This is a genomic window from Lacinutrix sp. Hel_I_90, from assembly GCF_000934685.1.
GTDB lineage: Bacteria > Bacteroidota > Bacteroidia > Flavobacteriales > Flavobacteriaceae > Lacinutrix.
Genome location: NZ_JYNQ01000001.1, coordinates 2,526,219 through 2,548,824, shown reverse-complemented (window position 1 = coordinate 2,548,824; position 22,606 = coordinate 2,526,219). Strand labels below are relative to the sequence as shown.

Annotated in this window: 17 protein-coding genes; 8 read left to right on the top strand and 9 right to left on the bottom strand. The window is 35.3% G+C overall.

Translation table 11 applies throughout. From position 1 onward, the window contains the following. Positions 1-77: 77 nt before the first annotated feature. The 3 genes from GQ46_RS11205 to GQ46_RS11195 form a co-directional block, all read right to left on the bottom strand. A complete protein-coding gene (locus GQ46_RS11205; RefSeq protein WP_044401863.1) occupies positions 78-647 on the bottom strand; it encodes a hypothetical protein in 570 nt (189 codons plus the stop codon). Positions 648-774: 127 nt separating this feature from the next. Continuing rightward, positions 775-2,739, bottom strand: coding sequence for a heavy metal translocating P-type ATPase (locus GQ46_RS11200; RefSeq protein WP_044401861.1), 1,965 nt, complete (start codon positions 2,737-2,739; stop codon positions 775-777). A 372-nt stretch (positions 2,740-3,111) separates the two neighbouring features. Continuing rightward, complete coding sequence (locus GQ46_RS11195) at positions 3,112-6,549, bottom strand: hypothetical protein (protein WP_044401859.1); 3,438 nt, start codon at positions 6,547-6,549, stop codon at positions 3,112-3,114. A 178-nt stretch (positions 6,550-6,727) separates the two neighbouring features. Here GQ46_RS11195 and GQ46_RS11190 point away from each other — a divergent pair, with 178 nt between their 5' ends. The 4 genes from GQ46_RS11190 (at position 6,728) to GQ46_RS11175 (ending at position 11,854) form a co-directional block, all read left to right on the top strand. Beyond that, positions 6,728-7,489, top strand: coding sequence for an exodeoxyribonuclease III (locus GQ46_RS11190; protein WP_044401857.1), 762 nt, complete (start codon positions 6,728-6,730; stop codon positions 7,487-7,489). Positions 7,490-7,797: 308 nt separating this feature from the next. Next, positions 7,798-8,835: an aldo/keto reductase gene (locus GQ46_RS11185; RefSeq protein WP_044401854.1), complete on the top strand. Its 1,038-nt coding sequence runs from the start codon at positions 7,798-7,800 to the stop codon at positions 8,833-8,835. Positions 8,836-9,011: 176 nt separating this feature from the next. Next, on the top strand, positions 9,012-9,917 hold the full coding sequence (locus GQ46_RS11180; RefSeq protein ID WP_044401851.1) for a type IX secretion system membrane protein PorP/SprF: 906 nt from the start codon (positions 9,012-9,014) through the stop codon (positions 9,915-9,917). A gap of 20 nt (positions 9,918-9,937) precedes the next feature. Beyond that, positions 9,938-11,854, top strand: coding sequence for an OmpA family protein (locus tag GQ46_RS11175; protein WP_044401848.1), 1,917 nt, complete (start codon positions 9,938-9,940; stop codon positions 11,852-11,854). An 89-nt stretch (positions 11,855-11,943) separates the two neighbouring features. Here GQ46_RS11175 and GQ46_RS11170 read toward each other — a convergent pair whose 3' ends face one another. Together GQ46_RS11170 and GQ46_RS11165 are read right to left on the bottom strand one after the other, a co-directional pair. Beyond that, complete coding sequence (locus GQ46_RS11170) at positions 11,944-13,488, bottom strand: ribonuclease E/G (protein ID WP_044401846.1); 1,545 nt, start codon at positions 13,486-13,488, stop codon at positions 11,944-11,946. A 370-nt stretch (positions 13,489-13,858) separates the two neighbouring features. Beyond that, entirely contained in the window at positions 13,859-14,149 is a 291-nt protein-coding gene (locus tag GQ46_RS11165) for an HU family DNA-binding protein (protein ID WP_013869848.1), read from the bottom strand. 137 nt (positions 14,150-14,286) lie between these two features. Between GQ46_RS11165 and mutY the strand changes: the two genes are divergently transcribed. The 4 genes from mutY to gldD all read left to right on the top strand — a co-directional run bounded on the left by mutY (position 14,287) and on the right by gldD (position 17,853). Continuing rightward, positions 14,287-15,327 carry an A/G-specific adenine glycosylase gene (gene mutY / locus GQ46_RS11160; protein ID WP_044401841.1) on the top strand — a complete coding sequence of 347 codons (1,041 nt, stop codon included), beginning with the start codon at positions 14,287-14,289 and terminating at the stop codon, positions 15,325-15,327. 91 nt (positions 15,328-15,418) lie between these two features. Beyond that, positions 15,419-15,847 (top strand): single-stranded DNA-binding protein, encoded by a 429-nt coding sequence (locus GQ46_RS11155; protein WP_044401838.1) that lies wholly within the window; start codon positions 15,419-15,421, stop codon positions 15,845-15,847. 23 nt (positions 15,848-15,870) lie between these two features. Continuing rightward, positions 15,871-17,175 carry a gliding motility-associated protein GldE gene (locus tag GQ46_RS11150; protein ID WP_044401835.1) on the top strand — a complete coding sequence of 435 codons (1,305 nt, stop codon included), beginning with the start codon at positions 15,871-15,873 and terminating at the stop codon, positions 17,173-17,175. A gap of 78 nt (positions 17,176-17,253) precedes the next feature. Beyond that, on the top strand, positions 17,254-17,853 hold the full coding sequence (gene gldD / locus GQ46_RS11145; protein WP_044401832.1) for a gliding motility lipoprotein GldD: 600 nt from the start codon (positions 17,254-17,256) through the stop codon (positions 17,851-17,853). Positions 17,854-18,144: 291 nt separating this feature from the next. Here gldD and GQ46_RS11140 read toward each other — a convergent pair whose 3' ends face one another. From GQ46_RS11140 to GQ46_RS11125, 4 genes are all read right to left on the bottom strand, one after another. Next, complete coding sequence (locus GQ46_RS11140; protein ID WP_156133188.1) at positions 18,145-19,416, bottom strand: hypothetical protein; 1,272 nt, start codon at positions 19,414-19,416, stop codon at positions 18,145-18,147. Between the two features lie 232 nt (positions 19,417-19,648). Continuing rightward, positions 19,649-20,716: a molybdopterin-synthase adenylyltransferase MoeB gene (moeB, locus tag GQ46_RS11135; protein WP_044401826.1), complete on the bottom strand. Its 1,068-nt coding sequence runs from the start codon at positions 20,714-20,716 to the stop codon at positions 19,649-19,651. 7 nt (positions 20,717-20,723) lie between these two features. Beyond that, positions 20,724-21,839, bottom strand: a complete 1,116-nt coding sequence (gene thiH, locus GQ46_RS11130) for a 2-iminoacetate synthase ThiH (protein ID WP_044401823.1) — start codon at positions 21,837-21,839, stop codon at positions 20,724-20,726. Then, on the bottom strand, positions 21,832-22,605 hold the full coding sequence (locus tag GQ46_RS11125) for a thiazole synthase (RefSeq protein WP_044401820.1): 774 nt from the start codon (positions 22,603-22,605) through the stop codon (positions 21,832-21,834). The genes thiH and GQ46_RS11125 overlap by 8 nt, the downstream gene beginning before the upstream one ends. Between the last annotated feature and the right edge of the window lies 1 nt (position 22,606).

The window sequence follows — 22,606 nt, the reverse complement described above, 5'->3', positions numbered from 1 at the left end:
AAATAATATCACAAAAATAAAAAACACCCAAACCTTTCGGTTTGGGTGTTTTATTTTATAATCTATTTTTATTTAGATTAGAAGCGATAACCTAAAGAAATACCGCCGCGACCTACAACATTCACGTCTATTGATTGTCCTCCTAAATTTCTACCTATACCCAAATAAACCTCTGCTATAAAACCTCTTCTGCTAACAAATTTACCACCAACTGAAACACCTAAAGCAAAGTCTGTATACTCGTTTTCTTCATAGCGTCCTCCAAAACCATCAACTTCATTATAGGCTACATATACATCTTCTGTCGCTTGATGTAACATACCAAAACCTTCAACAAAAAAGCCTTTTGCATATTTTTTAGAAAAGAAGTGTCTATAGAAACCTGTTGCAGAAGATGTTCTGTAGTAATCAAAATCGTTTTCATCATTATTATCAGTTGCAAACAATATACTTAAACCTACAGAGGACTCTTCGTTTAATAAACGCTCATAAGCCAAATCAACAAAACCAAAAATAATGAGGTTTGTAGTATTAATTTTAAGTTCATTTTGACTCTCAGAGCTTGTCTCGAAGCCTGCTTCTTCCTGAGCTTGAGCATGCATTGAAAATAATAAGGCAAAAATGGATACTACGACTAATTTCTTCATAAAATGTTTCGTTTTTAAATTGATTCAGGTATGATTATCAATACTCATACCCTATTAGATACAGAAAGACCCATAAGGTTGCGTTAGAAAAGAAAACTTATTTTTAATTGTGTTCTTGAAATTAAAACTACTTTTTATAGGCTAATAATCGCAGTGCATTCAAAACTACGACTACTGTTGAACCTTCATGAAATAAAACGGCTAAGCCAATATTAGTCAATCCCAAAATAGTCACAGGAACCAATACCACAACAACGCCCAAACTAATAAAAATGTTTTCTTTTATAATGCGTTTTGAAGCCCTACTCAAACCTATTACAAAAGGTAAGTTTTCAATTTTATCAGACATGAGTGCGACATCTGCAGTTTCTAAAGCCACATCACTTCCTGCTGCTCCCATAGCTATACTAACTGTGCTTAAAGCCATTGCAGGAGCGTCATTTACCCCATCTCCGATCATTGCGATTTTTCCATCTCTTGCTAATAGTTTCTTAATTTCAGCGACCTTATCTTCTGGCAACAAATTACCTTTTACTTCTGTTAAACCTATTTGTTTTGCAATAGCATCTCCTACGTTTTGATGGTCTCCAGTAAGCATTATCATGCGTTTAATGCCAATAGACTTTAATTTCTTAAGTGTGTTGGCTGCGGTCTTTCTAGGCACATCCATAACGCCAATTAAACCAATGAGTTCGTTCTTAAAGGCAACTAACATCATGGTGTGTCCATCGCGTAAGAGCCCCTCCATTTTTGATTTTACAATAGTATCTACAGTTATTCCTTCGTCATACATTAATTTTAAATTTCCAATAAAAACTTTCGAATCCTTATATTTAGCAGTAATTCCCTTTCCTTGGATCCCTTCTATTTCACGCGCAAGATCTTTAAATTGTATATTGTGGAGTGCTTCAATATCTTTGGCTATAGCTTTAGCCAAAGGATGATTACTTAAACTTTCAACCTCCAAAACGATTTGTAGCAACTCTTGTTCTTCAAAATTATTTAAAGCAATTACGTTTGTTAATTTAGGCTTACCTTCTGTTAAGGTTCCTGTTTTATCAAATGCAATAGTGCTAATAGTCCCCAAATCCTCTAAGGCTTTTCCTCCTTTAATCAACACTCCTTTTTGCGCTGCTCGTGCAATACCACTAAGCACTGCGCTCGGTGTGGAAATAGCCAAGGCACAGGGACTGGCTGCAACCAAAACCGTTATGGCTCTGTATAAACTTTCTTTAAAGGTTTCGTCAACAACTACATAGGCAAAACATAAAAGAGTAACTACAATTAGCACAATAGGCACATACCACTTTTCGAATTTTTTGGTCAAGCGCTGTGTTGGTGATTTTTGGGTTTCAACCTCACTTACCATTTTAATTAATCTTGCAACTGTCGAATCTTGACTCAATTTTAACACCCGAACTTCTAAGTTACTATCGCCATTAATGGTTCCTGTAAATACGACATGAGTTTTATCAATGTGTTTAAATTCTGGTAAATTATCTATTGACGTAATTGCGGTTTTGTCTACTGGCATGCTCTCGCCTGTGATTGGTGCTTGATCTATACTACTATTACCCATTATTATAACGCCGTCTGCAGCAATTTTAGAGTTGGGCTTTATTACTATAGTGTCTCCAACTTTTAAATCTTCAATTGGAGTTTCAATAATTTGACCGTTCTTTTTAACCAATGCTACTTTGGGTGATAAATCGCTTAAGGCTTCAATAGATTTTTGAGCTTTATTCATAGCGTAATGTTCTAAAGCGTGTCCTAAACTAAAAAGAAATAAAAGTAAAGCTCCTTCTGCCCAGCTATCAATATAAGCAGCTCCAATAGCCGCAGCAATCATTAAAAAATCAATATCAAACCCTCCTTTAGTAATTTTCTTATAGGCCTCAATAGAAATAAAATACCCCCCAAAAAAGTAAGCCATTCCATAGCTTAATATTGCAATCCAACGTGGAAGGTCAAGCCCTTTTTCTATAAAAAAACCTAAGCTTAAGAACACCCCACAAAGGATGGCAAAATAGAGTTCTGTTCGTTTACCAAAGATGAGATTTTCACTATGACTTATGTCCTTTACTTTATCCATTGACTACTTTATTTAAATTAGTGATTTCTATAAGATTATAGACGTCCCTTTTGCTATAATTTGCCCGCCTTTTAAATCTTATCAGCATATAATTTCAATAAAATTTTTGGTTTTTCTTCCAATGTTAAGCTTTATTTTTTCAAAATAATACTGATTTGACTTAACTTCCAGAAGCCTTAAGGCGTAGGCATCTATTAAAGTCCCGCCCTCTCAACATTATTTGTTATGATGGCTTTATATAAGCCTTGTTAATATAAGTGAAAAGGAATTATATTGGGCTGCACACTATATTTAGAATCTCGTTGTTGTTCTACAACCATACCTTTAGCCATTTTTGAAGCATTACCAGAACAATACGGGAATTAAAATCTATCAAAAATAGGCTTTCAATTGCACATTACCGGTATGTATCGTTTTACTTGTCTCCGTTTTTCTTCCAAAGTAAGTGAGATTCAAATCTAAAAACTTAGTGATTTTTTGTTGTGCCAAAAGACTCCAAGTAAAGTTTTTACCCCGTTGTAAGCCTTCTAACATTTGATAGCCTACGGGTGAATTTGAATTCCCTTCAAAAGTGTTTGAAAACACATTAAACTCTCCAGACAATGCCGATTTTGCGTTTTTATTTAAAGCAAAAGAGACCCCATATTTTTGCTGTTTTAACTGTTCCCTACTACCAATAGTATTGTCTTTATTGGTATATTGATAGAACACATCAAAACGGGCATCATCGTTAATTAAATAAGACAACTTCGGGTTAAAGCGCGACTCGTTAATCTTATAGTTTTTACTTGTAAAACTCTCGCTTTCGCTTTCATTCTCATCAAAGCCTGTTAGAAAATTAAACAACCAACTGGTTGCAAATTTATGATTAAAATTCAATTGATGACTCTTTAAAGTATTGGCTATAAAACCAACAGACAAGGTGTTTCTAGAGGAATTATTTAAAAAAGTATAAGACGTTGTGTAATGTTGCTTCCCTCGATTATAAAACAACACATTCCTTAAGTTAAGTTGAAGTCCTAACTGCTTGTCATCATCACTTTCAAAGGGATTGATATTAAAATTATTTCCCTCACGTTTTATTTTTCTATCTATTAAATAACTGGTCTGATTATAAAAATGAGACCAGAATTGCTTGGTCTTAGCTTCAGAATTTATCCAATTCCCTGGATTCAAGGTCAAGGTTTGACTCAATCTGTTTTGATGCGTTTTTATAAAAATCTGATTTGGCAACAATACGCGAATGTAACTGCCTTGATCTTGAAATTGAGCAATCTCAAACTCCTCTAGTTCTTGAATTCCATTCCCATTATAATCGTTCCAAGTATAAGCCCCTTGTCCAGGCTCTACTTCAACATAAGTAAAATCCTGTTGTGGTAGTGTGCCAGAATTGGTTTCAAAAACAGTAGTCCATTGTACTTTGTTTTCGAAAAATTGCTGACTGTATTGCAATCTAGAATTTAGTGATGGCTCATCTTCAACCGTTTTCTCCTCATTTTTCAAAATTCTATAATTAAGGTAAAGTGAGAGATTAGTTCGCTTGTTTTTAATAAATCGTGAATCTAAGTAATAGGTATTAGATGTATTCACCCGTTTTAAAGTATTGTTCCGTAAACTATCATTAACGCGATATTTATAACCCACTTCAGTAAAAACAGTCGTACTATCACCAATACCCGTAAAAATCTCGTACGCTTTAAAGCGCTGACTTAAATTGGTAAGGGTATCTGTAACTACAGTTCTTTGTTCGTTATTTTCTGCCGAAAAGCGTCCGCCAAGCCATGCTTTTTTAAAGCTGTAACGTCCTTCATTTCGTGTTCGTAAAAAAGTAGAGGTTGTTTGTATAGCATTACTATTTAAAATACTGGTGCTACTGTTTAAAGTAACCCTTTTTTTTAACAATAATCGGGCATTTACCGAATGTCTATTGCCATTAAACCCATTTGAAAAACTTAAATGTTCAAATAAATAATTAGCATGCCCTTTTTTATTATGAAACGACTTAGCTCCCGCCGAGAACAATAATTGATTTCCTAGAGCACTGTTAAGCCCAGTAAGTGACGGTGCGTCTATATTCCAATCCCGATTAAACTCAGGGTTATAGAGTCCTTGAATGTTTCTAAATTCCTGCTGAATAAAATCTGTATCAATAAAAGCTTCCAAATTCCATAAACTATCTTGTTTTACTAAGGATTGCCTAACACTCAGTTTTGTGGCCAAGCCATTATTATCATGGTCATCAATTTCTGAAAACAGATTCAAATCATTTTTACTCGCAGCGACTTCAAAATTGATACTTGTTTTTTCTGAAGGTGAATAACTACCATTTATAACTGCCAACTGCAATTTAACTGGTGCCACCAATTGTACAATAGGTTCAAAATTACCTTGCGGAACGCCTAAAACCGGCGCTACATATTCATAAATAGTATTGATGGCATTGATACTACTAACCCTATAATCCCCTTGGTTTTCACCAACATTTGTAAAACGTACACTAAATAAGGTGTCTTCAGGATTGTTTGAAAACACAAAAGCTTCGACAGCATTAATAATTTCCTTTTTATATAAAATACGGTTTTCATTAAAGGCTTCTTCTACTTCTGAAGGCGCTACCATTTCACTCTTTTCATCACCTGCGTCACTTAAAATAGCGACTTGTTCTGAAGACAGATTTTGTTGTAAGGGATTATTTTTTACATCATTTTCTGAAAAAACAGACACACCAATATCAAATTTTTCGCTGTTATAATTTCCGCCACCATACGCGACAATTCGCGAATAATTGCGATCGCTAAATTGGTAATCTACCGTAATACGCATCTCTGACGTAATGGGAAACGTGGCATTAAATATAATTTCTCCAGCATTATAATCAATAATATAATCTTCGCTTTCACCCCGATTTACAACAATACCATTCACATAAACGGTTTCACTGCCAGAAACAATAAGCACAAATAATTCACCATTTGGACCTTTTAATTTGTAGGGGCCTTGATTGCCTTCCTGCGCTGTAAACTGACTCGTTGTAAACTGGCCACGTACAATGGCGCCAGCTGCAAATAAATTGGTCTGGGAATCGTCTTCTCCTAATCGGGCCTGCAAAGACAAACCTTGCACCCGCTTAGAAAATTCAGCAAAATAAGACGCGTTATTCTCTAAATCTATATCGCCTGCACGAATATTCCAACGGTCACTAAAAATCTCAACAAAAACCTGATCAAACTCATCAAGGCGTTGCGTATACCCACTTTCCTGTAATGGAATATTCGCATCTTGAATAGAGGCTCGCAGTGATACTTTATCATTTAGTTTTCCTGTTATTTGAAGATCTAACTCACTATTTAATACCGAGTTTTGATTGTTCCCAATGGTGACGCCCCGCGATATACTGCCGCTAGTGGTTAAACCATCAAAAGGCTTATAGTTATTTTCAGTATTCGGTTGAGAAATACGGTACAATTGATTTAGTTTACTATTATTTTCCACTATAATAGCCTCATCAAACTGTTTGTAGGTTTTGGTTAAAAAGTCAGGATATTTTAAATACTGAATACGAATGGAATCGGCTTCAACAGGGGTTTTAAATTTCAGAATGGCTTTACTAAAATCAACATCGTAAAAAGTACTGTCTAAAACTGTGGCGTCCTTTAAGGTTACTTTAAAGTCTTTCGGATTAATACTCACACTATCAATGGCAATCGTTTGAGTAAATGCAACCGTTTTCTGCTTATAATTGGACTCCTGTTCTTGCGCGATGGCAAAAACTCCAAATAAAAAGAATAAAACTGAAACGGTAAACTTCATATACATAGTAAACTAAAAACGAAGGTTTATATTTTGTTGATAGTTTGTGTTTAAAATCGTGAGCATTTAATGGTGTAAAAGTAAGGCATTATTTATTTTAGCTAAAATTAGTTAGCTTTAAACTAAAGCTAATGACCCCAATCTGAATTGGGATCTCATCAATTTTATTTAAAAAGTAATGAAAATCATCTCATACAACGTAAATGGTATACGCGCTGCGCTTAATAAAGGTTTTATAGATTGGTTAAAAAGTGCCAATCCAGATGTCGTTTGCCTACAGGAAATTAAAGCCATGGAAGAGCAATTAGACCTTACTTTATTTGAAGAAGCAGGTTATAAATACCATTATTGGTACAGTGCACAAAAAAAAGGTTATAGTGGTGTTGCCATTTTAAGTAAAACCAAGCCTAATCATGTAGCATATGGTACGGGTATTGAAACTATGGATTTTGAAGGTAGAAATCTGCGCGTCGACTTTGACAATGTCTCTATTATGAGTATGTATTTACCCTCTGGCACAAATCTCGATCGTCTAGATTTTAAGCTTAATTATATGGCAGAAATTCAAGACTACGTGACTAATTTGCATGAGACAATTCCTAATTTAGTGGTCTGTGGCGATTATAATATTTGTCATGAAGCCATAGATATTCATAACCCTAAAATGAAAAACGTTTCAGGTTTTCTACCAGTAGAACGCGAATGGATTGGTGGTTTTATCGATAGTGGCCTTATAGATTCTTTCCGTTTTCTTAATCCCGATCGTGTAGAATACACATGGTGGAGCTATCGTGCAAATGCGCGTGCAAACAATAAAGGCTGGCGTATAGATTATGCAATGGTTACAAAACCGTTACAGGATAAAATTAAACGATCTGTTATTTTAACCGAAGCTAAACATAGCGATCACTGTCCTATTTTGTTAGAATTAGACCTCTAGCATTTAAGCGCCTTATTGATGGCAGAAGGGTTCCCTAAAGCTTAAGCTAACCGCTTATCTTTTTCTGCAATGCAGTCTCAAAATTGATTTGAGATCTCACAAAAAGGGGTGTACAGCAAACTTGAACTTAACATATTTAATGTTTCATAATAAAGGACGCCACTTCATTAAAGAAGTACTTACGATTTCTTTCTAAAAAACAATTATGAGTTATCCTTAAAGCAGGATCTTAACAAAGATTTAAATAATTTAGTTCACATTAAAAAAAGCAGGTTTTATCTTTATATAAAAATTAAATAGCATCAATTATGAAATACACCACACTACCAAACACTTCTATTAAAGTTAGTAAGATTTGTTTAGGCTCAATGACTTGGGGAAACCAAAATACTGAAGCCGAAGGACATTTGCAACTTGACTATGCCTTGGACCAAGGTGTTAATTTCATTGATACTGCAGAACTATATCCTGTTCCTGCCACAGCCGAAACATCTGGCAGAACCAGTAAAATTATAGGCACCTGGTTAAAAAAATCCAGAAATAGAGATAAGGTAGTATTGGCCTCAAAAATAGCTGGTCCGGGAGATTACACAGCTCACATTCGTACGACTGGATTCAGTAAAAGCGCTATAAAAGAAGCCGTTGATTTAGAATTAAAAAGATTACAAACAGATTATATTGACTTATACCAATTACATTGGCCAGAACGTGACACAAATACATTTGGTATTAGAGATTACAAACATAACCCTGATGACCAATGGAAAGATAATTTTAAAGAGGTTTTAGAAGGTCTCGATCAGGTAATCAAAGAAGGGAAAGTGCGTCATATTGGTTTATCTAATGAAAAAGCTTGGGGAACGATGCGCTATCTTGAAGAATCAACAAACAGTAACTTACCGAGACCAATTACTATACAAAATGCTTACTCACTAATAAACCGTGTTTTTGAAGGCGATATGGCAGAAATTTCAATGCGAGAAAACATTGGCTTATTAGTGTACTCTCCTATGGCGTTTGGCGTACTTTCTGGAAAATATATAAAAAATACAGCAGCAGATAACGCACGTTTAAAATTATTTCCCCGTTTTTCTCGTTATAGCAGCGAACAAGCTACAATGGCAACAAAACAATACATGAGCTTAGCAGAGAAAAACAACCTGTCTCTTGCTCAAATGTCTTTAGCTTTTGTAAATCAAAGAACATTTGTTACCAGTAATATTATAGGAGCAACAAATTTGGAACAGCTCAAAGAAAATATTGCTAGTATCTCTATAGATTTAAGCGATACATTATTAGATGATATAAATGCGATACACTCCAACATTCCTAATCCAGCACCCTAATTATTTTAAACTAAATATATTATAACTCTAAGTAAACTTAGGCCTTAGTCGTTAATAAAAGCACTTAACCCATTATATTTTTCTGATTTTACTCGTCATTTTTAATAGTTTAGTAATAACTTGATTACGTAGTCCTGAAAAGGATAAAAAAGCGGCTAGAAAAACCAATATATAACATGAAAAAGCTATTTTATCTCGTTATCCTAGTCGGTTTAGCCGTACAAGCCCAACAAGATCCACAATACACGCAGTACATGTACAACATGAATGTGGTGAATCCTGCCTATGCCGGCTCAAGTGAAATTCTCTCTATAGGCGCACTCTACCGCAGCCAGTGGGTGGGTCTAGAAGGCGCACCAAGCACTGCAACCCTAGCCATACATTCTCCTGTAGGGAATCGTGTAGGTATAGGATTCTCTCTCATTAGTGATGAAGTAGGGCCTGTAAATGAAACCAATGCTTATGTGGATTTCTCATACACCTTACCGATAAGTAGTAATACAAAAATGGCCTTTGGCTTAAAAGCTGGAGCAACCTTTCACGATATTGGGACTGGATCTATAGACACTATTGATGAGAACGATCCGTTATTTTCTCAGGATATTAACGAAACCACACCTAATATTGGCGCGGGTCTCTATTTCTACACTCCAAATAAATTCTATGTCTCTTTCTCGATGCCAAACATTCTAAACAGTACGCATTTAGATTTTAATGGAAACAAAATAGGCTCTGAGGTAGAACATCTCTTTGCCACCGCTGGGTATGTGTTTGACCTCTCGGAGCATTTTAAATTAAAACCACACGCGCTTTTAAAATTTGCTTTTGATGCGCCTGTGAGTTACGATATTAACCTAAACCTATTCATGTACGACCTCGTTGAAGTGGGTGCTGGTTACAGAGTTGACGATTCCTTCATTGGAATGATCAACTTTATGATATCGCCTAATATGCGCATAGGCTATGCCTACGATGCCATACAGTCTGAACTCAATGTGGTTACTAACACATCACATGAGATCTTTATAAATTTCGATATCAATCTTCCTAGAAAAGTTTCACGCTCGCCTCGTTATTTTTAATCACTCTAAGCTAACTAAAAATGAAACAATTACAATTAATTATAGCCCTCATCATTCTTACCAGCTTTAGTGTAACAGCACAAAATAAAGACACTAAAAATGCCGACAAACATTTTGCTAAACTTGAATTCGTAGAAGCTATCGCAGCCTATGAAAAATTAGTTGAAAAGGGAACAGCAGATGCTTATGTCTACGGCAGATTAGCAGAGGCCAATTACAATATATTCAACACCACTGAAGCCGAACGCTATTTTGCGAAAACCTTAAAAACAAACGCTGAACCTGAACTAATATTTAAGTATTCTGAAATGCTTAAGGCCAATGGAAAATATGAAGCTTCAAACGAGCAGATGCAAAAGTTTGCATCCATGCGTCCAAGTGATGATAGAGCCATGATGTTTATGGCTAATCCCAATTATCTACCAAAAATATTAGATAGAGGTAAAAAATTTAACATCCAGAATTTGGCTCTCAACTCTGCCGTTTCAGATTTTGGTGGCACGTTTCAGGAGGGCAAACTATACATTACAACCGCCAGAAATAGTGCCAGAAAAACCTATGGTTGGAACCAACAGCCCTTTTTAGACCTCTATGAATTTACCTTAGCAGAAGATAGTACTTACCATAATGAAACACTTCTGGGTGACCAGATGAATACCAAATACCATGAAGGATTGATGTCATTTACACCTGATGGAAAAACAGTATACTTCTCGCGTGAGAGTTTCTTTGAAGATGTCTATGTAAAAGATTACGTATCAAACACCAACTACAGTGTCCTACACCTGTATAAGGCTTCAAAAAGCGGTGGTACATTTTCTAAGATAGAACCACTTTCTATTAACAGTCGTAACTACTCTATTAAAAATCCTAGTGTGAGCCCAGATGGCAGTACCTTATATTTTGCTTCCGATAGGCCTGGAGGCTTTGGAAAGTTTGACATCTACAAAGCACCTATTAGCCCTAATGGGCACTTGGGAACCCCCGTAAATATGGGACAAAAAGTAAATACTGAAAGCCAGGAAATGTTTCCATTTATTAGCAGCAACAACACCTTATACTTCTCTTCTATCGGGCATCTAGGACTTGGTGGAATGGACGTGTTTTATACCAAAGAAATTGACGGTAAACTAGCACCTATTCGCAATGTTGGGATTCCTGTGAACTCTAATGGTGATGATTTTGCATTCCGTATAAATGAAGTCACCAAAGATGGTTTTGTGTCCTCAAACCGAGATGGCGGTAAAGGTGGTGATGATATTTATGCTATTAAAAAAATACGCCCGCTTTGCGATGTTTTAATTGTAGCAACGGTAGTCGATACTAAAACGAAAAAAACTGTTACTGGTGCTACTACTTCTTTATTAGATGGCGAAGGCAATATACTTTCTACTAAAACCACCGATAGCGAAGGTAAAGCAGAATACATAATCGCGTGCGAGCAAGGCACAGCATTGCAAGTCACCATGAGTGAGTATGAAAACAACACATTAACTATTCCTGGTAGTAATGAAGAAGAAGTAGCTGTGGTGATTGCTTTAGATCCTATCGAGAAAATAATTGAAATAGAACAAGTGGTGTTAAATCCAATCTATTTTGATTTTGACAAATCTAACATCACTGCCAAAGCTGCATTTGAATTAGACAATCTGGTACAGGCCATGACAAAGTACCCTAATATGGTGATCTATGCCACATCTCATACAGATATTCGTGGTTCTAACGCGTATAACAATGCACTCTCAGACCGTCGTGCTAAAACCTCGGTGCAGTACATTATCTCTAAAGGTATTGACCCTAAAAGAATATCAGGTGCCGGAAAAGGTGAAAATGAATTAACTGTAAATTGTGCTAATAACTGCACCGAAGAGCAGCACCAGCTTAACCGTAGAACCGAATTTAGGATCCTTAGTGGTGGACCACATTCTAATAATTAAACACTTTTGAATTATAACCAATTCTTAAAAAGAGCATTAAACCAACTGCAACAAAAAAAGCCACATCAAATGATGTGGCTTTTTTATTGTTATTTAATTTGTTTACCATTTTTATCAAAAAAATGATATTCTAAATATGTGTAAGCATCTCTAGGTTGAATTTTGACCCATTTTTTGTGTTCAAAAAACCATTTTGAACGAATAGATGGAAAACCTTTTGTAAGAAAGGCTGCTATAAAAGGATGTGTGTTTAAAGTCACCTTAGTATAGTCTTTTTTTAATAAAATTTCTAAATCATGATTGATTTTAGATAATATTCCTATTGGAGCTTCGACCTCCACTCCATTAACAGCATCCGGATTTTCCTCCCTAGTCTTAATGTTCATTTCTGGTCTTACTCTTTGTCTTGTAATTTGAATCAATCCAAACTTACTTGGCGGTAATATTTTGTGTTTGGCTCTATCATCTTTCATTTCATCACGAAGATGATTATAGAGTTTTTTTCTGTTATCAGCTTTATTTAAGTCAATAAAATCGACAACAATTATACCTCCCATGTCACGAAGGCGAAGTTGCCTTGCAACCTCTGTAGCAGAAATTAAATTAACTTCTAAGGCTGTGTCTTCTTGAGAGTTGGACTTATTGGATCTATTACCACTATTTACATCTACAACGTGAAGGGCTTCAGTATGTTCTATTACTAAATAGGCTCCTTTTGCCATTGAAACCGTTTTTCCAAACGCGGTTTTAATTTGTCTTTCCACTCCAAATTTTTCATAAATTGGAACATTAGACTGATGTAGTTTAACTATTGATTCTTTGTTTGGTGCAATTTCTTGCACATAATCTTTAATTTGAATATAAAGCGCTTCGTCGTCTACATAAATTCCTGTAAAACTGTCGTTAAAAATATCTCTTAAAATTGAAGAGGCCTTATTTAACTCACCTAATACCTTGGTCGGGTGATGTGCTTTATTTAATTTTTTACACATTGCGGTCCAACGACCAAGCAAATTCTGTAAATCTTTGTCTAATTCGGCTACTTTTTTGCCTTCGGCTACTGTACGTACAATAACTCCAAAACCTTTTGGAGTTATGCTTTGAACCAAGCGTTTAAGTCTGTCTTTTTCAGCTTTATCTTCTATTTTTTGTGAAATAGAAATACGGTCTGAAAAAGGGACTAAAACAATATATCTACCAGCAATAGAAAGCTCAGAGCTTATTCTAGGGCCTTTTGTAGATATCGGTTCTTTAACAATTTGTACCAGCATCGATTGATTTGATTTTAAGACATTAGCAATTTTGCCGTCTTTATCAATATCTTTTTCAAATGGGTAGTCTTTTAAAGAAAAGTCATTTAATTTACCTGTGCTTACACTTTTTGTGAATTTTAAGAGTGAAGATATTTTTGGGCCTAAATCATGATAATGCAAAAAAGCATCTTTTTCATAACCTACATTTACAAATGCAGCATTTAGTCCAGGAACAGCTTTTCTAATTTTGGCAATAAACACATCACCAACAGCAAAGTTGTTACTATCTTCGTCCTTATGTAATTCTACTAGTTTTCCATCTTTTAATAAGGCAAAATCAACACCTTCAGAATTAGATCTAATAATCAATTCTTTATTCATACTGTTAATTTTAATCCGTTATACCGTTAGATACAACAGATGGATTATACATATTTTATTCGGTAAATTTTACCGAATAGTCATGTCTCACGCAAATGAGACAATCACAGGATTTTGAAAAAATCCGAAGAACCTAACCCACACGCAAGGTTTTACATGAGTACTGTTAAGTTCGTTTTCAAAGAACATTGTTTTTAACAAACCAAAAAAGTAGTTTAAAAAACTACTTTTTTGAATTATTTTTTCTTTTTGTGACGATTAGCGCGTCTTCTCTTCTTGCGCTTGTGCGTTGCAACCTTGTGTCTTTTTCTTTTTTTACCACTTGGCATAAGATCTTTGGTTTTAAATTAATAATTCGTTTATGTTGTAATTACTTTACGTCAACGTTAGTTTTCACTCCTTCTACAAACACTTTTGCAGGTTTGAATGCCGGAATGTTATGTGCTGGAATTTTGATAGTTGTATTTTTAGAAATGTTTCTACCTGTCTTTTCAGCTCTTGTTTTAATGATAAAGCTACCAAATCCTCTTAGGTATACGTTATCGCCAGCTTCTAAAGATGTTTTTACTTCTTCCATGAATGTTTCAACAGTTGCCTGCACATCTCCTTTTTCAATTCCTAATTTCTCAGAAATTTTTGCTACTAAATCAGCTTTAGTCATTTTCTTTTCTTATTTGGGTTATTATTTCTTTTTAAGGGTGGGCAAATATAGGCATTTAATATTCAATATTTCAAACCTAATTCATTAAAATTTAATACTATAAAGATTTACTTTTGCAATCGAATCTTTTCATATAAATGAACGTATCTAAGAAATTAATCTCCTGGTATTCAGTTAATAAGCGCAACCTCCCTTGGCGTAACACTACAAATCCCTACTATATTTGGCTGTCTGAAATCATTTTACAACAAACCCAAGTTGCTCAAGGGTTACCCTATTACGACGCGTTTATCACCAATTATCCAACCGTTTTTGATCTTGCTAAAGCCGAAGAATCTCAAGTACTAAAATTATGGCAAGGCCTGGGTTACTATTCCAGAGCACGTAATTTACATGCCTCAGCAAAATATATAGTCTCAGAACTAAACGGCATGTTCCCCAACACCTTTACTGAAATACTAAAACTAAAAGGTGTAGGTGATTATACTGCTAGTGCCATAGCCTCCATAAGCTTTAATGAGCCAACAGCAGTCGTTGATGGTAATGTATACAGAGTTTTAGCAAGGGTTTATGGTATTTACACCCCTATTAATACAGGTAAAGGTTTTAAAGAATTTAAAGCGTTGGCTCAAGAATTGATTGACAAGAAGCAACCAGCGACGTTTAACCAAGCGGTTATGGAGTTTGGCGCGAGATTATGCAGACCAAAAAATCCGGACTGCCCAAACTGTCCTTTTAATAACGCATGCATCGCACTCGAAAAAAACGACATTGGTGTTTTACCTGTTAAGCTTAAGGCTTTAAAAGTAAAAAAGAAATATTTTAATTTTATTGTCATCCTTTCTGAAGATGAAAAAACCATTGTAGAGCAACGAGAGGGCAGCGGCATTTGGCAAAACTTATACCAATTCCCTTTAATAGAGTCGAAAAAAGCAGTCGAATTCTCAGTAATAGCAGACCACCTGAAAGATTTTATTCCACTAAAAAATAAGGTTTTTGACCTTTCCCTATATAATGAAAAAGCGATCATTCACAAATTATCCCATCAGCATTTGTACACTAAATTTTGGATTGTATCTCTAAAATCCAGTCTGCCTGAAGGTATTTCAGTAAAAAAAATACATGATTTTCCTGTTCCTATTCTTATTAGTAATTTTATTGAACAATTTAATTTTTAAGTTTTAAAACACTTAAGTCTTTCTTTTTTTCTTAAATTTAAGTTTATCAATAGTAAAACTGTAATTTTGCTGTCATAACTAAAAGTAAATTATGTCTGGAACCTTAAATAAAGTGATGCTCATTGGGCATTTAGGAGATGAAGTGAAGATGCATTATTTCGAGGGTGGTGGCTGTGTAGGCCGTTTTCCATTAGCAACAAATGAAACCTACACCAATAAAAGCACCAATGAAAAAGTAACCAATACGGAATGGCACAATATTGTGCTTCGTAATAAAGCTGCCGAAATTTGCGAAAAGTATTTAAGCAAAGGAGATAAAGTCTATATAGAGGGGCGTTTAAAAACCCGCAAATGGCAAGATGATTCTGGAAATGATCGCTATAGCACAGAAATTCAAGCCACCGACTTTACTTTTTTGACTACTAAAAAGGAAAGTGAATCTGCTGTAACACAAAAACCAACAGAAGCGAAGTCTGAAACCATGGGTAAAGCAGAAAGTGATGACGATTTACCATTCTAATTTAATAACTAAACCTTCAACTATTGGATCCTGATCCCACGTCCTTATATTTCATAATAACATCCATCGATTATTCGATAATTCCCAGTGTTATTCTGCTGTTTGTATTGCTGTTTTGCTCTGCATTAATTTCTGGAGCAGAAGTCGCACTCTTTTCATTAACACGTTCGGATATAGAACCGGAAGACCACCAGAATTCTAAAGCACTATCCATAATAACCAAGCTACTGGAAAAACCTAAAAAACTATTGGCCACCATTTTAGTTGCCAATAATTTTATCAATATTGCCATTGTTATCCTTTTTGCTTTTTTAGGTAATATTATGTTTGGCGGCATAACCAATCTGCTTATAAAGTTTGTTTTAGAGGTTGTTGTGGTTACTTTTTTAATTTTACTCTTTGGTGAAATTTTACCAAAGGTCTATGCCAGCAGAAACAGCCTAAAGTTTGCTATTTTTATGGCATTCCCGCTTCGTGTATTAGATTTTTTAATCTCTCCTTTAAGTATACCCATGCGGGCTATAACTTTAGGGATCCATAATAAATTAGGGAGACAAAAGTATAACCTCAGCGTCAACCAACTCTCTCAAGCCTTAGAATTAACTAGTGAACATGATACCACACAAGAAGAGCATAAAATATTAAAAGGGATTGTTTCGTTTGGAAATACAGACACCAAACAGGTTATGCGCCCACGTTTAGATATTTTTGCGCTAAACAAAACACAGAGTTATGCTGAAATTATAACTGAAGTCATTGAAAATGGTTTTTCCAGAATCCCAGTGTATATAGACAGTATAGATACTATAGAAGGTATTTTATACGTGAAAGATTTACTACCACATATTGATAAAATAGAGTTTGATTGGACGAGCTTATTACGTGATCCTTTTTTCGTGCCAGAAAATAAAAAGTTGGATGATTTAATGGCTGAGTTTCAAGAAAAGAAAGTGCACTTGGCCGTTGTAGTTGATGAGTACGGAGGCACCTCTGGCTTAGTCTCATTAGAAGATATTATTGAAGAAATTGTTGGTGATATTAGTGACGAATTTGATGATGAGAACATTATCTATTCAAAACTAGATGATAAAAACTATGTTTTTGAAGGTAAAACCACCTTAAAAGACTTTTATAAAATTATAAAACTAGAAGAAGACTCTCTTTTTGAAGATAAAAAAGGAGAAGCAGAGACCATTGCTGGCTTTATTTTAGAAATCTCAGGAAGCTTCCCGCGCCAAGGTGGTAAAATACATTATGAAAATTATATTTTTACTATTGAGGCACTAGATAAAAAACGCATTAAACGCGTAAAAATCTCGCTGCCGTAATCTAGAATAGAGCATTAATAAAAGAGACGTGCTGTTGTCTAAGTAAGACTGAACACTACAAATGAGACCATAAACTTCATGAAAAAAATCTTTAGCTATTTTATTATAACACTAGTCTTTAGTGTCCAATTAACATCCTGTAACGAGGATCCTACACCTAAACCAAAAGCATATTTGCGTTTAGACTATCCTGAAGCCATTTATAAAACAGAAGACCTTGCCAAAATGCCATTCACCTTCGACCGTAATGCCTTAGGCAAAAATCTAAAAACAAAAACTTTAGGAGGAGAAACAACTAGTTATGGCGTTAATATTGAATACCCAAAATTAAAAGGCACCATTTATTTAACGTATAAAGCCATTGAAAACAACCCGAAAAACTTAAATAACTTTCTTCGAGATGCCCAAAATTTTACGCAAGAGCACACGCAGAAAGCAGATGCTATTGAAGAGTTTTTATATGAAAACCCCGAGCGTCGTGTCTATGGTATGTTTTACGATGTTGGTGGTAATGCCGCTTCACAATCTCAGTTTTATGTGACCGATAGTATTAATCACTTCTTAACGGGTTCACTCTATTTTTACGCCAAACCAAATTACGATTCAATTCTTCCAGCAGCACACTATTTACAAAAAGATATTAGACAGATTATGGAGAGTTTGGAGTGGAAAGAATAGTGAAGTAAGGCGTGGTTTAAGTCAAGTTTTATTAGTTCGCATTTTTTCTAATTCATAGGCAAGTTATGCAATCCACCAACTAACTTTTTACTATGTTACTCTAGGGGTTGAACGCACTTTTAATTAAAAATGACTCTTCCGATTATTAAAATTAAAAGAACAAACAATAGTATTCCAACAATTACTATTTGAAATTTTATATAGTTTGATATTGTATCCCAAAAAGATTTTTTTTTCATTTAAACTATTTTGATCAGTCTGTTGGCATTTCTTTTAGACTTATTAAGTCAGCTAACGCTTTTCCAAGTATAGTTTTTCTTCTAACTCCGTTTTTGAGTAAAACATGCCATTAAATATTATGCCATTTATATTTTTTGTGTTTTCAATATTTTTAAGAGGATTAGTATTTAGTAATACCATATCTGATTTTGCACCTACCTTAATAGTGCCCCATTCGTTTTGTGAAGACAGCATTTCTGATAAATTATAGCAAGTCGCTTTAAGAATATCAAAATTCGAAATGCCCGCATTTGCATAATGTTTCATTTCTGTATGAATGCCAAACCCAGGAATGCCATAAATTCCTGAAGCGTCCGGGCTTAATAGCAACTTCCCGCCTTGCCTGTATATGTATTTCAAGTAATCTAACCGCTTATTAAATTGATTTTCGCTCTTTTTTCTTTCGGTCTCTCTTTCATCTTTGGTCGTTTTTTCATAGTGAGCAGCTATTTTACTCTCCCAATTTTTCACCATTTTAGTTGGCAAAAACGGAACTCCAGAACGGTGTCGTAATTCTTCTTCTGAAACCTGTCCAGTAAAGTACCAATCTAAGGTTGGACAGTGGTAAACATTTTTTGTAATAGATAAGTTGATGGCTGAATTAATTTCTGCTACATTGGTAAGTTGAAAAAAACCGCCCAAATGTTCAATACTTTGAAAAACATTGGTTTTACAGGTTTTAAATATTCCCACACTGGATGGACAATGCCCAGCAAGCTGAAAATCATTAGCTTTCGCAGATGCTACTAAATAGTCAAATGTTTGTTCATCTTTTACAGAGAGGATTTTCATAAAATCAAAGCCAGCCTTTTTGTACGCTGAAATCATGTTATTAGCCTCTATTCCCGATAGGTTATCGTTTCTTGAACTTGGCGGAGAAGAAAGAATAAGTTTTGGGGTGAAGGCCCCCTTTTTATTTATTTCTAAATGCCACATTTCCCCCCGCATTGAACGTAGAGTAGTAACACCATTAAGTAAATTCATTAAGAAATAAGCGTTTAGGTTTTCCTTTTCTGAAAGATGCGCATGTGCATCTGCGTATGCTGGAATTAGATATTTTTCATGTCCATCAATTATTCCTAAATCGTAGGTGGTCGTATCTTTTTCTATATGATCTCTAATTTCTTTAATTTCTCCATTTATTAAAATGACATCTTTATTTTCTAATAACTGATTAATATGTAGTGGTATAATGGTTACATTTTTAATCAGTATTTTTTTGTTTTGACTGAATACTTGAAAAGTAAAAAGAAGTGTAATGATTGTGATACTTATTTTTTTCATTCTTGGTGTTGTTTTTTTAATGATTGCTAACGTTCCGTTTAGCAATAAATATATGGTTTTCCATGTGTATTTACAGGATAAAACACGTCTTGTTATTCACGACCTCTTAATTATAAAGAACTAAATTTAGTGTCGATAAAAGATGTAATCGTTTCATAATCTTTAGTACAGGTCCTGTTATTGACCACAAATAGTATGAGAAACACACTAGGATGCATAGTGTTTTGAAAGACTACAGCGCCCCGTTTAGCAATCCGTCTTTTAAATTTACAAGGGTTTCTTTAAAACCATTATTTTGAAGTATCTCAATAGCTAATTTGCCTCTTACTCCCGACTTACAAAACACTAATAGCGACTTGTCTTGAGGAATTTCATGAACTCTTAAAGCCAATTCAGCCAAAGGAATATGGATACTCTCTATATGGAATTCATCGCGTTCAGTCTGTGTTCTAACATCGAGAAGATTGAAGTGTGAAGCTTGTGCTTTGTATTCTTCAAAACTTATTTCTTTTACTGCTTTAGGCATGCCACAAAATGTTTCATAATCATCTTGTAATGCGTCTATAGACATTGACGAATTCCTCCCAAAAGAAAACAGTAATTGTTGCATAGACAACGCATTAAGCGTTAACAACTTGCCTGACAACACGTTGCCCAAACCCAATATGATTTTAAGTACTTCATTGGCTTGAAAACTTCCTATGATTCCCGGCAGCACGCCTAGCACGCCTATTTCAGAACAATTGGGGACCTCATTTGATTTTGGAGGTGTTGGATATAAACATCTATACGTCGGTCCATTCCTATAATTAAAGACAGAAACTTGTCCTTCAAACTTAAAAACAGAACCAAATACGACTGGTCTGTTTAGCATTACCGCAGCATCATTAATCAAATAGCGCGTAGGGAAGTTGTCTGTACCATCCACAATAATACTGTGTTTTTTGAATAGCGCTAAGGCATTCTCTTTTGTCAGTCTTGTATTATAGGTATCAAAGGAGATAAACGGATTTAATAATTGTAAATGCGCAGCAGCAGCTTCAGCTTTATTTATTCCAATATCCTTATGATTGTATAGTATTTGACGCTGAAGATTGGACTGGTCTACAGTATCGTCATCTACAATACCAATTTTGCCCACGCCCGCAGCCGTTAAATACTGTAACACTGGGCAACTCAATCCACCAGCACCTATTACCAGCACACTAGCTTGCTTCAATTTTAATTGTCCTTCTAACCCGATATCTTCAAGAATGAGATGGCGATTGTATTGTTGTTTTTCTGCTGTTGATAAATTCATTTGACATTCATTCAGAATAATTTCGCTCCCAGTCTTTCCAAATTACTTGATATCCTTGCGATTGTATCATTTGTTTTATGGCTTCGGTATTTCTTTCATCTGAAATTTCAAATTGCTCCAAAGATTCTGGCGCAACCGCATAACCACCAGGGTTTGTTTTAGATTCGGCACTTATAGAAGTGATTCCGAGGTTGATGCAATTATTTCTGAAAATTTCACTTTCTCGTGTAGACATCGATAATTCCAAGTCTTCATCTAATAAGCGGTAAGCACAAATTAATTGTACTAAATCAGCATCTGTCATTTCTACTTTTGGCTCAACTTCACCTTGGTGTGGCCGCAGTCTAGGGAAAGATATTGAGTATTTCGTTTTCCAATAGGTCTTCTGCAAATATTTTAAATGAAGTGCTGTGTAAAAACTATCGACTCTCCAGTCTTCCAAACCAAATAAAGCACCCAATCCAATTTTATGAATCCCAGCTTTACCTAAGCGATCTGGAGTATCTAGGCGATAATCAAAATTAGATTTTTTACCTTTTGGATGGTGTGTTTTATAGGTTGCTTTATGATAGGTTTCTTGATAGACTAGTACGGCATATAAGCCTTCCTTTATAAGGGTTTCGTACTCTTCCTGATCCAGGGGTTGCACTTCAATACTGATATTTGAGAAGTGTTCACGAATTAAACGAATTGCGTTTTTTAAATACGAAACGCCCACAGTTCTATTTGCTTCACCGGTGACTAAAAGAATATGATCGTACCCCAAGCTTTTAATATGGGTGACTTCTTGAAGTATTTCCTTATCTGAAAGTGTTTTTCTTTTGATTTTATTCGTCATACTGAAGCCGCAATACGTACAAATATTCTGGCATTCATTTGATAGGTACATTGGGATATACATCTGGATTGTATTTCCAAAACGCTTCTTCGTTAACGCATGACTTCGTTGCGCCATTTGCTCAATAAAAGGCTTTGCCGCAGGAGAAATCAGGACTTTGAAATCGTCTAATGTGATTTTATCTTTAGACAATACTGCTTGAACCTCCTGAGCAGAGCAATCGTAAATTTCTTTTTCGAGAGTATCCCAATCGTATAAGTCAAAAACTGCTTTAAAATTATGCATCTAAAAAAGAGGTTAAAGGGCTACTTGCTTCTGCCCGTTGTTTTACTGGAGCTAATTTCGCATTAAACGCCATTCTACCCGATTCTACAGCCATTTTAAAGGCAATTCCCATTGCTACCGGGTTTTGTGACACAGCAATAGCTGTGTTAACTAGTACTGCATCTGCCCCTAATTCCATCGCATAAGCTGCGTGAGAAGGTGCGCCAATGCCCGCATCTACAATTACAGGAACATTACTTTGTTCTATGATGATTTCTAAAAAATCAACCGTCTTTAATCCCTTGTTACTTCCTATGGGTGCTCCTAATGGCATGACGCATTGCACACCAACGTCTTCCAGTCTTTTACATAAAACCGGGTCGGCATGAATATAAGGCATCACCACAAAACCTAGTTTTACTAGTGCTTCGGCAGCTTTAAGTGTTTCAATAGGGTCTGGCAACAAGTACCTAGGATCTGGATGAATTTCTAATTTTACCCAATGCGTCCCCAAAGCTTCTCTGGCCAATTCTGCAGCAAATATTGCTTCCTTTGCTGTTCTCACTCCTGAGGTATTGGGCAACAAGTTAATGTGGTTGTCTTTGAGATGCACCAGCATGTCATCTGCGTCATTATTCAGGTCTACTCGTTTTAAAGCTACTGTAACGAGTTCGCTTTTAGAAGCGCTAATCGCTTCACGCATTTGTTCTGAGCTTTTAAACTTACCAGTGCCTGTAAACAACCTGGAATTAAAAGTTTTATCTGCTATTTTAAGTACGTCTGTCATG